At 70.9% G+C, this 13,601-nt stretch carries 14 protein-coding genes; 5 read left to right on the forward strand and 9 right to left on the reverse strand.

Annotation, left to right across the window (positions count from 1 at the left end):
- The first annotated feature begins 98 nt into the window (after window positions 1–98).
- Window positions 99–506: a (2Fe-2S) ferredoxin domain-containing protein gene (locus O3Q52_RS34550; protein WP_269652588.1), complete on the forward strand. Its 408-nt coding sequence runs from the start codon at window positions 99–101 to the stop codon at window positions 504–506.
- Here O3Q52_RS34550 and O3Q52_RS34555 read toward each other — a convergent pair.
- A complete protein-coding gene (locus tag O3Q52_RS34555) occupies window positions 503–1,228 on the reverse strand; it encodes a uracil-DNA glycosylase (protein WP_269652589.1) in 726 nt (241 codons plus the stop codon). The two genes, O3Q52_RS34550 and O3Q52_RS34555, sit on opposite strands and share 4 nt — an antisense overlap.
- Window positions 1,229–1,358: 130 nt before the next feature.
- On the opposite strand from O3Q52_RS34555, the gene O3Q52_RS34560 reads away from it, so the two are divergent.
- On the forward strand, window positions 1,359–1,802 hold the full coding sequence (locus O3Q52_RS34560; protein ID WP_332112973.1) for an RNA-binding S4 domain-containing protein: 444 nt from the start codon (window positions 1,359–1,361) through the stop codon (window positions 1,800–1,802).
- Between the two features lie 150 nt (window positions 1,803–1,952).
- Here the strand turns inward: O3Q52_RS34560 and O3Q52_RS34565 are convergent, their stop codons facing one another.
- The 3 genes from O3Q52_RS34565 to O3Q52_RS34575 all read right to left on the reverse strand — a co-directional run bounded on the left by O3Q52_RS34565 (window position 1,953) and on the right by O3Q52_RS34575 (window position 4,436).
- Entirely contained in the window at window positions 1,953–2,399 is a 447-nt protein-coding gene (locus O3Q52_RS34565) for a DoxX family protein (RefSeq protein WP_269652591.1), read from the reverse strand.
- A 171-nt stretch (window positions 2,400–2,570) separates the two neighbouring features.
- Window positions 2,571–3,251 (reverse strand): bifunctional 2-polyprenyl-6-hydroxyphenol methylase/3-demethylubiquinol 3-O-methyltransferase UbiG, encoded by a 681-nt coding sequence (locus O3Q52_RS34570; protein WP_269652592.1) that lies wholly within the window; start codon window positions 3,249–3,251, stop codon window positions 2,571–2,573.
- Between the two features lie 147 nt (window positions 3,252–3,398).
- Window positions 3,399–4,436, reverse strand: coding sequence for an acyltransferase domain-containing protein (locus O3Q52_RS34575; protein WP_269652593.1), 1,038 nt, complete (start codon window positions 4,434–4,436; stop codon window positions 3,399–3,401).
- 35 nt (window positions 4,437–4,471) lie between these two features.
- On the opposite strand from O3Q52_RS34575, the gene O3Q52_RS34580 reads away from it, so the two are divergent.
- Complete coding sequence (locus O3Q52_RS34580; protein WP_143637625.1) at window positions 4,472–4,735, forward strand: DUF6343 family protein; 264 nt, start codon at window positions 4,472–4,474, stop codon at window positions 4,733–4,735.
- A 102-nt stretch (window positions 4,736–4,837) separates the two neighbouring features.
- On the opposite strand, the gene O3Q52_RS34585 is transcribed toward O3Q52_RS34580, so the two are convergent.
- The 5 genes from O3Q52_RS34585 to rpsA form a co-directional block, all read right to left on the reverse strand.
- A complete protein-coding gene (locus tag O3Q52_RS34585; protein ID WP_055617514.1) occupies window positions 4,838–5,218 on the reverse strand; it encodes a tetratricopeptide repeat protein in 381 nt (126 codons plus the stop codon).
- 49 nt (window positions 5,219–5,267) lie between these two features.
- On the reverse strand, window positions 5,268–5,876 hold the full coding sequence (gene coaE / locus O3Q52_RS34590; RefSeq protein WP_269652594.1) for a dephospho-CoA kinase: 609 nt from the start codon (window positions 5,874–5,876) through the stop codon (window positions 5,268–5,270).
- 137 nt (window positions 5,877–6,013) lie between these two features.
- A complete protein-coding gene (locus O3Q52_RS34595) occupies window positions 6,014–6,952 on the reverse strand; it encodes a PAC2 family protein (RefSeq protein WP_269652595.1) in 939 nt (312 codons plus the stop codon).
- Window positions 6,953–7,125: 173 nt separating this feature from the next.
- Window positions 7,126–8,652 (reverse strand): FAD-dependent oxidoreductase, encoded by a 1,527-nt coding sequence (locus O3Q52_RS34600; RefSeq protein WP_269652599.1) that lies wholly within the window; start codon window positions 8,650–8,652, stop codon window positions 7,126–7,128.
- A gap of 356 nt (window positions 8,653–9,008) precedes the next feature.
- Window positions 9,009–10,523, reverse strand: coding sequence for a 30S ribosomal protein S1 (rpsA, locus tag O3Q52_RS34605; protein ID WP_269652596.1), 1,515 nt, complete (start codon window positions 10,521–10,523; stop codon window positions 9,009–9,011).
- Window positions 10,524–10,768: 245 nt separating this feature from the next.
- Between rpsA and O3Q52_RS34610 the strand changes: the two genes are divergently transcribed.
- Window positions 10,769–11,773, forward strand: a complete 1,005-nt coding sequence (locus O3Q52_RS34610) for a class I SAM-dependent methyltransferase (RefSeq protein ID WP_269652597.1) — start codon at window positions 10,769–10,771, stop codon at window positions 11,771–11,773.
- A gap of 4 nt (window positions 11,774–11,777) precedes the next feature.
- Window positions 11,778–13,601: helicase-related protein (locus tag O3Q52_RS34615; protein WP_269652598.1), on the forward strand; the 1,824-nt coding region annotated here is incomplete at its 3' end.

Consider the following 13,601-nt stretch of genomic DNA (forward strand, 5'->3'; position numbering starts at 1 on the left):
CCCAACCCCGCCTCCCATGCCAATGCCAATGCCAACTCCGGCTCCAGCTCCGGCTCCGGCTCCGGCTCCGGCTCCGGCTCCGGCTCCGAGGGAGAAGCGTGACCGTCCGTACGGCTGTCGGTGCCGCGAGGACCCGTCCCTGCACGCTCGTCGTCTGCCGCGGCTGCTGCTGCGGCGACGCGCGCAAGTACCCGGGCTACGACCACGAATGGCAGTTGGACCGGCTGCGCGCCGCGGCCGAGGCCTCCGGCGGCCGCCTCGCGGTCCGTACGACGGACTGCCTCGGCCCGTGCGATCAGGCCAACATCATCGTCGTACAGCCGTCGGGCGAGGGCCGCAGGCGAGGCGGCCGGCCCGTGTGGATCGGCTGGTCGATGGGCGACGACTGCACCGACGAGATACTCCGCTGGGCGCAGGCAGGCGGCCCGGGTATCGCCCCTCCCCCGGCCACCCTTGAGCTGCAGTTCGTACAGTCGGCGGGCGAACGGGACCGGGCGCGACGCTAGCCCTCGTACGGTCGGGTCGGCAGGTCCGCCGCCTTCGCCGCCGTGCGCAGCACGTTTCGCAGCATCTCGGGGGTGAGCCGCCCCGTGAAGGTGTTGCGCTGGCTGACGTGGAAGCAGCCGAAGAGCTCCAGCGGCCGGTCGGGGCCGTCCAGCGTGACCCGTGCCCCGTGGGCGAAGGCCGGCCGGGGCCGGGGCACCGTCCATCCCGCCTCGGCGAACGCGGGCAGCGCGGCCTGCCAGCCGAAGGCACCGAGCACGACGACCGCGCGGAGGGTGGGCCTGAGCAGCCGCAGCTCGCTCACGAGCCAGGGCCGGCAGGTGTCCCGCTCCTCCGGCGTGGGCTTGTTGGCGGGCGGTGCGCAGTGCACGGGCGAGGTGACGCGTACGCCGTGCAGGGCCAGCCCGTCGTCGCTGCTCACGGAGGTGGGCTGGGACGCCAGCCCCACATCGTGCAGCGCCGCGTACAGCACGTCCCCGGACCGGTCTCCCGTGAACATCCGCCCGGTCCGGTTCCCACCGTGTGCCGCGGGCGCGAGTCCGACCACCAGCAGCGAGGCGTCCGGCGGCCCGAAGCCCGGCACCGGGCGGCCCCAGTACGTCCAGTCCGCGAAGGCGGCCCGTTTCGTCCGGGCCACCTCCTCCCGCCAGTCGACCAGCCGCGGGCAGGCCCGGCACCCGGCGATCCGCTCGTCCAGCTCGGCCAGGCCGTACTCCTGCTCCATGCCCCCCACGGTATGCCCGGCGGAAAACGGTTCCGGCTGCCCGCCCGTCGAGGACTAAGGTCGGACCATGGCTTCAGGGACTCAGGGGAACGGCAGGGACGGGACCGGCGCGGGCGGCTCCGACGCCGCCGTGGCCGACGCGAAGGCGGCCGCGAAAGCGGCCGCGCCCGCGACCGGTGAGACCGTGCGCGTCGACAGCTGGATCTGGTCCGTGCGCCTGGTGAAGACCCGTTCGATGGGTGCCGCCGCCTGCCGCGGAGGCCATGTCCGGGTGAACGGCGAACGCGTCAAGCCCGCGCACACCGTCCGCGTCGGTGACGAGGTCCGGCTGCGGCACGACGGCCGGGAGCGGGTCGTCGTCGTGAAGCGTGTGATCCGCAAGCGGGTGGGGGCGGCTGTCGCCGCCGAGTGCCTTGTGGACAACAGTCCGCCGCCTCCGCCTCGCGAGGCCGTCGCCCCGGCGGGGGTGCGCGACCGGGGTGCGGGGCGGCCCACCAAGCGGGATCGGCGCGAGCTGGAGCGTTTGCGGGGGCTCGGGGCGCCTGATGGCGGCCCCGGGACCCCTGCGTCTTGACCCTTGGCCGTGGGAGGGCGTGCGCTGGAAGGGCCAGTACGCCGGGTGCGGGCCGTCGGTGGCTGGTCGCGCAGTTCCCCGCGCCCCTGAAGGGGCGCCCCGGCAGACCCGGCGCCGGCCCCCAGCCACCGCGCCGAGCCTTGCCTGCTCTCAGGAGCGCCCGCCGACCAGCCTCGGCAGCTCCGCGGCATCCCTGCGCCGGGCCCAGGCTATGAGTGCCAGCGGAAGTATCAGGATGAGCGGGGTCGCCGCGTTCTCCCCTCCGAAGACGGTGATCTGGGTGATGAACGCGCCCACCATCAGCGCGCCCAGGGACACCGCCGCCACCGACGAGAGCACCGGGATCAACAGCGCGACGGCACCGGCCAGTTCGAGCGCGCCGATGCTGTACATCCCCGCGCTGCCCCAGCCCATCTCGTCGAACACCTCGACCGCCGAGGGATGCGCGATGAGCTTGGGCAGCGCGCTCGCGAACGCGTAGAAGAGAGCGAGCAGCACCTGCAGTCCCCGCAGGGCGAGGCGGGCACGACGGCCACGGGCGGTCGCGGACTCGGCGATGACGGTGCCGGAGGTGACGGAAGCGGTGGTCTCGGACATGGGGATCTCCTGTGTGAAGCGGTGCGCGTTGCTGTCACAGAGGAAGACCGGCCCGGTGTCCGAAACTCATCGCCGCACGAAGAATTCGTTGCCCGGCAAGGGGACTTCGCCCTCTTCAGGCCGCCACACCGTCACGCCGGCAGGTAGACAGGCCAACAGGCCGTCAAGCCATCACGCCGGCACCGCCCGCACCCACACCCGGTCCTCCGTCAGATACCGGTCGACCTTCAGCCCCGACTCCCCCAGCGCCTCCTCGAACGCCTCCTTCGTGAGAGGCCGGGCGAGGAACGTCTGCGTCCACACCGCGTCCGGGAACACATACTCCGCCCGCACCGAGTTGACCCCGTTCCCCACCGGCTCCGCCGACAGCATCCGGATGGTGAACCCGCTCGGATCCTGCCGCTCGCGGGGCAGGTTCGAGTGGTAGTCCTCCCCCTCGCGCTGGATCAGCACGCACCCGTCGTCCGCGACATGGCTCCGGCAGGCGTCGAGTATTCCGCGCCGCACCCCGTCGTCTCCGTTGTGCACGAGGAACGACGCGAGCATCACCACGTCGAACTTCTCCCCCGCCAGGTCGAGCGTCTCGATGGGGCTGCATATCGTGCGCGCCCCACGCACCCGCTCCAGCATCTCGGCCGACTCGTCCACGGCAGTCACCGTGAAGCCCCGCTCCAGGAGCGGGTGGGTCATACGCCCCACACCGCTGCCCAGTTCGAGAATGTGCGCCCCCGCCGGCACGGCCCCGGCGATGATGTCCGGCTCGTCCCCGACGGACAGCCGCGAGTACAGCTCCACCGCGCAGCCGTCCGGCGTGATGGCGCCGGGTCCTGTCCCCTCGTATCCCTCACGCATCTCGATCGTCATACCAGCCCAACGGCCCGTGCCCGCCGCCCCGTTCCCACCACCGCCCACACCACCCGTTCGAGTGACACCGTGAACTGGCCAGGAACTGAACGGTAGTTGACCGTTACTGGCGTGAGCTGGTCACAAATCTTTCGGTCACCACGCGAACCAGCCATGTCCGCCGTACCAGTGACCGCCCGCCCGCAGATGGTCCACGACCGCCCGCTCGACCCTGGTCCGCCGCGGCAACTCCTCCACGGGCAGCTCCGGGTCGCCGAAGACGAATCCCACGGGACCCTTGTCGTCCGCCTTCGTCTCCTCGTACGCGACCTGGAACCGGTCCTGGAAACTCACGATGTTGGAGTCCGCCGGAAGGTACCGCTTCAACTGCCGGTCGAGCAGCCAGGAGTGGCACTCCGCCACCGCGTAGCGCTCGTCCGGGTAGTGGCGGGCGAAGAACTCCCGGGCCAGGACCAGCGACTGGTCGCAGGCCTCCGGCGAAAGAGGTCCCCTGAAGTCGGCGATGTGCACGCTCAGACAGAGGTCGCCGGGGCCGGTGTCGAGTCCAGCGGCCGAGGCCGCCTCCCCCGTGTGGCCGCCCAGCCGCGCGCGCTGGAACTGCAGCCGGCCCAGCTGGTACAGCTCCCCGTGGAAGTGCAGCCCGATCCACCAGGGCACCAGCAGCCCGCTGGTGCCGACGCGTCGCCTGTGCACGGCCATGTGCCGGCCCAGGTCGGCGAGGGTGCGCCGGGACACGTCCGCCGGCACGCCCCGCTGCAGGTGATAGGCGCGCACATAGGGCAGCGCGGCGATGAAGACGAACACATGGAAGGTACGCCCGAGCGCTCCGGTGGACTCCGGGAACGCGGGCGGCTCCCACCCCTTGCCGATCTCCCCCATGCCGCGCACGAACCGGGCGACGCACCGCCGCAGCAGCGTCATCGCCTCCGGGTCCGCCACCAGCCGGCCGCGCAGCGCGACGAGTTCGTTCACGTACTCGTGCGGCACCGACAGGTCGAGCAGGACGTCCGGCAGCGCGATCGCGTCCGGCAGGACGTCCTCCGCCCGTGGACCGTCGGGCTCGCCCTCGCTCTCCAGGTCCCTCAGCCATCCGGCGAGCCTCTCGTCCGCCCGCAGCTCCTCCACCAGCACAGTTGCTCCCCGTTCGTCCGCCTCTTGGTGAACGTGCACCACGAAGAGTACGTTTCCCCGTAGGAGCAGTGGTCCCGATGCGTACAGGCAGTGAACCGACGACTGCGCGCAGTGTGCTGCGAGCGCGCCTCTGGCTCAGTGTGTGGGGGCTGATCTGGGCGATCGCGGGAACGGTCGCGTTCCTCCTCGCCGGGCGGCCGGGCTGGGCGATCGCCTGCGGAGTGCTGTGGCTGATCGTCACCGTCGATCTGGCGATGGTCCTCAGGCACATCCGCCAGGGACCCCACTACCAGCCCGGCCCCGACATCCCGCCGTACCGACCCCCGGAACACCGCCTCTAGGGCGCACACTTCAGCGCCGTGACTCTCAGAGCCAATGGCCTCGTGCCGGAAGTCGTCCCGCGTCTCACAACTCGTTCCGCGCCACGGAAGTCGTCCGGCGCGTCAGGAGTCGAAGCGCGCCGCGGCCAGGTACTCCGGCTGCGGGTCCAGCGCCGCCGCGAGCCTGAAGTGGCGCAGGGCCTGGTCGGAGCGGCCGGAGCGCTCGTAGGTGCGGGCGAGCGCGAAGTGCGCGAACGCGTTGTCCGGCTCGCGCTCCAGCACGATGGTGAACTCCAGCTCGGCGGGCCGCAGTTGCGCCGCCGCGAAGAAGGCACGCGCGCGCAGCAGCCGGGCCGCGGTGTTCTCGGGATGTGCGGCGATGACCCGGTCCAGCAGCTTCACCGCACCCCGCGGATCCCGCGCGGCCAGCAACTGCTCGGCGGCACGGAAGTCGATGACATGCGTCTCCGGAGTACGTCCGGTGAATCCGCTGGTCTCGGGCACGGCAGAGTCCTTCCCTCACTGCAGGGAATCAACGCCCCCGAGGGGCCCACTATTCCGAGGCGCCCCGGGCCCGCCGGACCAGATCCGCCCACACGTCCCGTACGCGCCGCTCCAGGTCTTCCAGCGGTACGTCGTTGTCGATGACGACGTCCGCGATCTCCAGGCGCTTGTCGCGCGTGGCCTGGGCGGCCATGCGGGCGCGGGCGTCCTCCTCGGTCATGCCGCGCAGCCGTACGAGCCGGTCGAGCTGGGTCTCGGGGCTCGCGTCGACGACGATCACGAGGTCATAGAGCGGTGCGAGGCCGTTCTCGGCGAGCAGGGGAACGTCGTGCACGACCACGGAGTCCTGCGCGGCGGCCTCTTCGAGCTCGTGGGAACGGGCGCCCACCAGAGGGTGCACGATCGAGTTCAGTACGGCGAGCTTCTCGGCGTCCGCGAAGACGATCGACCCGAGCTTGGGCCGGTCCAGACTGCCGTCCTCGGCGAGCACGCCCTCGCCGAAGGAATCGACGACCGCCGCGAGCCCCTCGGTGCCCGGCGCCACGACCTCCCGCGCGATCCTGTCGGCATCGATCAGCACGGCGCCATGCTCCACGAGCAGCCGCGACACCTCACTCTTGCCGGCCCCGATCCCACCGGTCAGACCAACCTTCAGCATGACCACGAGCTTAGAACCCACCACCGACACCGCCTCGCCGGGGCGCCAACGGACGGACGCGCCCCGAAGGGGCGCGGGGAACTGCGGGCAAAGCCACAGCCCACCCGCAGATGGAATACGGCCCTCAAAGCGGAGCGCTACGCGTCGCCCTCCCGCTCCGCAAGGAAGCGTTCAAACTCGAGCCCGATCTCGTCCGCGGACGGAATATCCACCGGCTCGGCCATCATGTTGCCGCGCGTCTCGGCGCCCGCGGCCGCGTCGTACTGGTGCTCAAGTCCCTGGACGAGCGCGACCAGTTCCTCGTCGCCCTCCTGGATCTGCCGGTCGATCTCGGTCTGGGTGCGGTGCGCCTCGGTGCGCAGGGCGTGCGCGATGCCGGGCAGGACCAGACCGGTGGCCGCCGTGATGGCCTCCATGACGGTCAGCGCCGCGTCCGGGTACGGAGAGCGGGCGATGTAGTGCGGCACGTGGGCGGCGACGCCCAGGATGTCGTGTCCGGCCTGCATCAGGCGGTACTCGACCAGCGACTCGGCACTGCCGGGGACCTGCGCCTCGTCGAAGGGGCTGCGATGGCCCGGGACGAGATCCGTGCGGTTGCCGTGCGGTGTGAGGCCCACGGGGCGCGTGTGCGGTACGCCCATGGGAATGCCGTGGAAGTTCACGGACAGGCGCACGCCGAGGCGCTCGACGATCTGCTGGACGGCCGCGGCGAAGCGCTCCCACTCGACGTCCGGCTCGGGGCCGGAGAGCAGCAGGAACGGCGCGCCCGTGGCGTCCTGGACGAGCCGCACGTCCAGCGTGGGCTCCTCGTAGTCGGCCCAGCGGTCGCTCCTGAACGTCAGCAGCGGGCGCCTGGCGCGGTAGTCCACGAGCCTGTCGTGGTCGAAGCGGGCCACGACCTGATGGGGCAGCGAGTCGAGCAGCCGGTCGACGATCTGGTCGCCGGTCTCGCCCGCGTCGATGTATCCGTCGAAGTGGTAGAGCATGACAAGACCGGCCGACTCCTGGGCGAGCGCCATGTCGACGACAGCCAGGCCCTTCGGCTCCCATGCGTACAAACCCTGCGGATCAAGCACAGTGACCGCTCCTCCTCGTGTTCGTACTCCACAACGCGGACCAGGACACGAGCATTCCCCGCCACGCCCGTTCGCTGCCCCCTTTTACCGGCTTCTCATGCGCCGCGACCGCGCCTTGACCTCGCCATGACAGCGCAATGACGCCCTGACAGGGCAACGACGCAATGACAGCGCTACGAGGCCAGCACGCGCGCGTGGAGCGCGGTGACGGCCTTGCGGGCGGACGTGAACGCGCCGTGCTGCCAGGCGTCCGTGTAGCTGAGCCAGTCGCCGGCGAAGTAGACGCGCCCCGTGGGCTCGTTGAGCGGCTTGTAGCGGGCGTGGTCGGGACCGCCGGTGGTCGTGTGCCAGGCGGCCTCCAGATGGGGCGTCTGGCGCCAGTGGTGGGAGAAGGAGGATGCCAGTTCGGTGCGGTACTTCGCCCCGTAGATCTTCACGCCCGCGGCGACGGCACGCGTCTCGCGCTCCTTGGGCGTGAGCTTCGCGTACGCGTCCGCGTCGGCCCCGTAGTTGTAGTAGCCGATCATGACGCCGCGTTCGCCGTGGAAGCCGTGGGACGGGTGCCAGATGTGGGTGACGTCCTGGTCGGTCTCGGTGATGCCGCCGTAGATCCGGTGGTCGAGCTCCCACCAGCGCGAGCGGTACTCCAGGCCGATCTTGGCCGCGGACGACGGGGTGATCGCCTCCAGCGCGGTCTGTACGCCCGCACCGAGGTTGTGCGGGATCCTGGCGAGGATGTTGGGCGGCAGCGCACCGACGCAGTAGTCGGCGTCGATGCTCCTGGTCCGGCCGCCCTGGGTGTACGTGACGGTGACGCCGCTCCCCTTGTCGGTGATCCTCGAAACGACGGCCCCCGTGCGGATGCGATGGCCCCCGATCGCCCTCGTCAGGGCGCGCGGTATCCGGTCCATGCCGCCCACCGGCTGGAACATGAGCATCGCCTGGTCGAAGCCGAACTCGAAGGAGAAGTAGCGGCCGACTCCGCTCGCGAACACCTCGGAGGCGGACGGGACGTCGCCGAGGAGCACACCGGGAGTGCCCGCGGCCGCGGGGACGACGTCGTATCCGCGGCGCTCGCCGCCCGTGTAGTCCAGCGTGTCTCCCAGGTCGCCGAAGTCCTTGAGGAACTCGACGAGCCTCTCCCGGTCGGTGGCGGTCAACTCCGCGTCGAGTGCGCCCGTGTCGGTGGCCTTGGCGAGCAACTCCGAGACGTACCCGTAGACATCGGCCTTCGCCGTTCGGTACCGCATCGGCTCGGTCATGCCGGCCGACTCGTTGAAGAGGTACGCGTCCGCGTTGACGTTGGTGAACACCTCGACCGGGACGCCGAGTTCGCGGCAGTAGTCAAGAGTGACCATCCACTGGGGCAGACGGGCCGGGCCCGCGTTCATGTACTGCCCGTCGCCGAAGCGGGCCGTCTGCCTGTTGCCGTACAGGTCGGTGGTGGTGTCGCCGCCCCGCACGGTGAAGTTGCGGCCACCGGTGCGGTCTCTGGCCTCCAGGACCGTACAGTCGTAGCCCGCCTTGCCGAGTTCGTACGCGGTCGTGAGGCCGGCGATGCCGCCGCCGACGACGACCACCTTGGCCGCGCCGCGTCCGGTGAGCGTGAAGTCGCTCGGCTTCGGGGCGTGGAAGGGCAGTTCGCGCTGGGCGGCCCGGGCCGTGGGGGCGAGGCCGAGGGCCCCCATGGTGGCGAACATCGTGCCCGCGCCGCCGGTGAGGCCCACCTTGCGCAGGAACGAACGCCGACTCGTACCAGGACCGCTCTGAGGCTGTGCCATGACGGGGGCTCCCCTTCTCGATCTTGAACGACCGAGGAAGCCTCCCAATGGCCGGTTACGGCCCGTCAGTTATTCATGTATCCCGCAAGTTTCTGCAAACCGCGGCCTTCCGGCCGACCGAACGCCTCGGCCACGGATGCCCGGCGCGCGGCATCCGGCATCCGGCATCCGGCACAGCAGAGACCGGCCCGCGCGAGGTGAACGCACTGCGGGCCCGCACCCAGAAGGGTGCGGGCCCGCAGTCACCAGCTAGTTACTGCCTGGAGGGTGAGCGATCAGCTCTGGCCTCCGGCCAGCTTCTCGCGGAGCGCGGCAAGCGCCTCGTCCGACGCCAGGGCGCCGGAGTTGTCGTCCGACTCCGAGGAGTACGAACCGCCGCCACCACCACCACCGCTGGAGGCGGCCGGAGCCGCACCCGGGGTGGTGACACCCTCGGCCTCGGCCTGGGCGTCCGCCTCGCGGGACTTGATGACCTGAGCCTGGTGCTGCTCGAAGCGCGTCTGCGCCTCGGCGTACTGGGTCTCCCACACCTCACGCTGGGACTCGAAGCCCTCGAGCCAGTCGTTGGTCTCGGGGTCGAAGCCCTCGGGGTAGATGTAGTTGCCCTGGTCGTCGTACGACGCGGCCATGCCGTACAGCGTCGGGTCGAAGTCGACCGTCGCCGGGTCGGCACCGAAGGCCTCGTTGGCCTGCTTCAGCGAGAGGCTGATGCGACGACGCTCGAGGTCGATGTCGATGACCTTGACGAAGATCTCGTCGTTGACCTGGACGACCTGCTCCGGGATCTCCACGTGGCGCTCGGCCAGCTCGGAGATGTGGACCAGACCCTCGATGCCCTCGTCGACGCGCACGAACGCACCGAAGGGAACGAGCTTGGTGACCTTACCCGGGACGACCTGACCGATCTGGTGCGTACGGGCGAACTGCTGCCACGGGTCTTCCTGCGTCGCCTTCAGCGACAGGGAGACACGCTCGCGGTCCATGTCGACGTCGAGGACCTCGACGGTGACTTCCTGGCCGACCTCGACAACCTCGGAGGGGTGGTCGATGTGCTTCCAGGAGAGCTCGGAGACGTGAACGAGACCGTCGACGCCACCCAGGTCCACGAAGGCACCGAAGTTGACGATCGAGGAGACGACGCCGGAGCGGACCTGACCCTTCTGCAGGGTGGTGAGGAACGTCTGGCGAACCTCGGACTGGGTCTGCTCGAGCCAGGCGCGGCGGGACAGGACCACGTTGTTGCGGTTCTTGTCCAGCTCGATGATCTTCGCCTCGAGCTCCTTGCCCACGTAGGGCTGGAGGTCGCGGACACGGCGCATCTCGACGAGAGAAGCCGGCAGGAAGCCACGGAGGCCGATGTCGAGGATGAGACCACCCTTGACGACCTCGATGACGGTACCGGTGACGATGCCGTCCTCTTCCTTGATCTTCTCGATGGTGCCCCAGGCGCGCTCGTACTGGGCGCGCTTCTTCGAGAGGATCAGGCGGCCTTCCTTGTCCTCCTTCTGGAGAACAAGGGCTTCGATCTCGTCGCCGACCTTGACGACCTCATTGGGGTCGACGTCGTGCTTGATCGAGAGCTCGCGGCTCGGGATGACACCTTCGGTCTTGTAACCGATGTCGAGCAGGACCTCGTCCCGGTCGACCTTCACGATGACGCCGTCGACGATGTCGCCGTCGTTGAAGTACTTGATCGTCTCGTCGATCGCGGCGAGGAAGGCTTCCTCGTTACCGATGTCGTTGACCGCAACCTGCGGGGTGGTGGCGGTGGTCTCGGTGCTGCTCGTCATGTGGGTAAGGGCTCCGGTACGGACAGTGAGTCGTAGGTACTGCTTACGCCGGGAGCCCGTTTCGCTCTGAAGAAGCCGGACAGCCAAGGAAGCGCCGAATCCGGGCGTGTTCAATGACGAACACTTGCCGGTGGCGCCTCGAAAACCGAGGGGACATACAACAGATGCGAGCGCAGCCTGCTACGTCTGAGGAGCGCAGGCCCGCAGCGCAACTTGTAGCATACGGGGGCAGCCGGACAGGGTCAATGCGCGAAGGCGCACACCCGGGGCGGATCGCCGCATACCCGGCACAAGACCTGTCTCACGAGGCCACGAGGGCCCTGCGGCGCCCCTTGCGTGACGGCCGCCGGGGACGGGTCGGACGGAAGAGCCCGCAGATTAGTACGAGGGAGCCGATCATCCAAGAGCCCGAACCGTTCGAGCCCGAGGCGACACGACGGGAGGCGGGGTCCGGCGAGAGCACCCGCGCCAATCGTGGCTGGTGGGACCGGAACGCGGACGAGTACCAGGTCGAGCACGGCACGTTTCTCGGCGACGACCGTTTCGTGTGGGGCCCCGAGGGTCTCGACGAGATCGAGGCCGAGTTGCTCGGACCGATGGAGGAACTGGCCGGAAAGGACGTCCTGGAGATCGGCGCGGGTGCCGCCCAGTGCTCGCGCTGGCTGGCCGCCCAGGGGGCCCGTCCGGTCGCCCTGGACCTCTCGCACCGCCAGCTCCAGCACGCGCTGCGGATCGGCGCCAAGGGAGTGGGGCTCGTGGAGGCGGACGCCGGCGCGCTGCCGTTCGCGGACGCCTCCTTCGACCTGGCGTGCTCCGCCTACGGGGCGCTGCCGTTCGTCGCGGACCCCGTGAAGGTGCTGAAGGAGGTGCACAGGGTGCTGCGGCCCGGCGGCCGGTTCGTCTTCTCCGTCACGCACCCGATCCGCTGGGCCTTCCCCGACGAGCCCGGCCCCGAGGGGCTGACCGTGACCTCCTCGTACTTCGACCGCACGCCGTACGTCGAGCAGGACGACGCGGGCCGCGCGGTGTACGTCGAGCACCACAGGACGGTCGGCGACCGCGTCCGGGACGTGGTGGCGGGCGGTTTCCGGCTGGTCGACCTGGTCGAGCCGCAGTGGCCCGCCTGGAACACCCAGGAGTGGGGCGGCTGGTCGCCCCTTCGGGGAAACCTCATCCCCGGGTCGGCGATCTTCGTGTGCGAGCGAAGCGAGACGGGGGCTCCCCCGGCCGGAGGCCGGGGGAGAGACTGAGCGTGTGATCCGTTACGACGCTCTGGACGTCCTGCCCGTACGCGGTGCGCTGCCCGGCCTGGGCGAGGTCCTGGACCAGCACGGCGGTGCCGTGCTGGTCGCGCCGCCCGGCACCGGCAAGACGACCCTCGTACCGCTCGTCCTCGCCGGTCTGGTCGGCGACGGGCCCGTACGCCGGGTCGTCGTCGCCGAGCCGCGGCGGATCGCGGCGCGGGCGGCCGCGCGGCGGATGGCGTGGCTGCTGGGTGAGAAGACCGGCGAGAGCGTCGGGTACACGGTGCGCGGGGAGCGGGTCGTGGGGCCACGCGCGCGCGTGGAGGTCGTCACGACCGGTGTGCTGCTGCAACGGCTGCAGCGGGACCAGGAACTGGCGGGCGTCGACGTGGTCGTGCTCGACGAATGCCACGAACGGCACCTGGACGCGGACACGGTGGCCGCGTTCCTGCTGGACGTACAGGCCGCCCTGCGCCCCGAGTTGCGGTTGGTCGCCGCCTCCGCGACGACCGACGCCGAGGGGTGGGCGAGGCTGCTGGGCGAGGTGCCGGTGGTCGAGGCGCAGGGTGTGTCCCATCCGGTCGAGGTGGTCTGGGCGCCGCCCGTACGCCCTGTGCGGCCGCCGCACGGCATGCGGGTGGACCCGGTGCTGCTGACGCATGTGGCGTCGGTGGTGCGGCGGGCCCTTTCCGAACGCGACGGGGACGTCCTGTGCTTCCTGCCCGGTGTCGGGGAGATCGCGCGGGTCGCCGGGCAGCTCGGCGGGCTCGGTGACGTCGAGGTGCTTCAGGTGCACGGCCGGGCGCCGGCCGCGGTGCAGGACGCGGTGCTGTCCGGGGGCACGCGGCGCCGGGTGGTCCTCGCCACGTCGGTGGCCGAGTCGTCGCTGACGGTTCCGGGCGTGCAGGTGGTCGTGGACTCCGGCCTGGCGCGGGAGCCGCGGGTCGATCACGCGCGGGGGCTGAGCGCGTTGGCGACGGTACGGGCCTCGCAGGCGGCCGGTCGGCAGCGGGCGGGGCGTGCCGGGCGTGAGGCCCCGGGTGCGGTGTACCGGTGCTGGGCGGAGGCGGAGGACGGGCGGCTGACGCGTTTCCCGGCGCCGGAGATCAAAGTGGCCGACCTGACGGCGTTCGCCCTCCAGGCGGCCTGCTGGGGCGATCCCGACGCCTCGGGGCTGGCTCTGCTGGATCCGCCGCCGGGAGGCGCCATGGCGGCCGCCCGGGGCGTTCTGGAGGCCATCGGCGCGGTGGGCTCCGACGGGCGTCCGACGGAGCGGGGTGTACGGATGTCGCGGCTCGGGCTGCATCCGCGGCTGGGGCGGGCGTTGCTGGACGCGGGGCGCTCCGTGGGTGCCGAGCGCTCCGCGGAGGTGGTCGCCCTCTTGAGTGAGGAGCCGCCGCGGGAGTACGGGGATGATCTTTCCGCTGCCTTGCGGGCCGCCCGGCGTGGGGGTGACGCCTATGCCGGGCGGTGGCGCACGGAGGTCCGGCGGCTGCGGGCCGCGTCGGCGCCCGCGCCCAGCGCTCCGCGGGATGCGCCGTTCGATACCTGCGGGCCGTCCGTGGCCGGTCGCGCCCACGCGGCGGAGCCGCACATGTCACAGTCTCGCGCTCCTGATGGGGCGCGCCTTGGTGGTGCCCCCACCGACGATCACGCCGTCGGGCTCGTCGCCGCTCTTGCCTTTCCCGAGCGGGTGGCCCGGAAGCAAGGGGGCTCCTTTCTCATGGTGTCCGGTACTCGCGCCGAGGTGGGTGACGGGAGTGGGCTGCGGGACGCGGCCTGGATCGCTGTCGCCGTCGCCGACCGGCCCGTTGGTGCGGGGCACGCGCGCGTG

It is taken from the genome of Streptomyces sp. ActVer (genome assembly GCF_027270795.1).
Classification (GTDB): Bacteria; Actinomycetota; Actinomycetes; order Streptomycetales; family Streptomycetaceae; genus Streptomyces; species Streptomyces umbrinus_A.

Coding starts and splice junctions, on each gene's coding strand:
- O3Q52_RS34555 (WP_269652589.1), bottom strand. CDS start 1,228: ATGGAGCAGGAGTACGGCCTGGCCGAGCTGGACGAGCGGATCGCCGGG.
- O3Q52_RS34565 (WP_269652591.1), bottom strand. CDS start 2,399: ATGTCCGAGACCACCGCTTCCGTCACCTCCGGCACCGTCATCGCCGAG.
- O3Q52_RS34570 (WP_269652592.1), bottom strand. CDS start 3,251: ATGCGTGAGGGATACGAGGGGACAGGACCCGGCGCCATCACGCCGGAC.
- O3Q52_RS34580 (WP_143637625.1), top strand. CDS start 4,472: ATGCGTACAGGCAGTGAACCGACGACTGCGCGCAGTGTGCTGCGAGCG.
- coaE (WP_269652594.1), bottom strand. CDS start 5,876: ATGCTGAAGGTTGGTCTGACCGGTGGGATCGGGGCCGGCAAGAGTGAG.
- O3Q52_RS34600 (WP_269652599.1), bottom strand. CDS start 8,652: ATGTTCGCCACCATGGGGGCCCTCGGCCTCGCCCCCACGGCCCGGGCC.
- rpsA (WP_269652596.1), bottom strand. CDS start 10,523: ATGACGAGCAGCACCGAGACCACCGCCACCACCCCGCAGGTTGCGGTC.
- O3Q52_RS34610 (WP_269652597.1), top strand. CDS start 10,769: ATGCGCGAAGGCGCACACCCGGGGCGGATCGCCGCATACCCGGCACAA.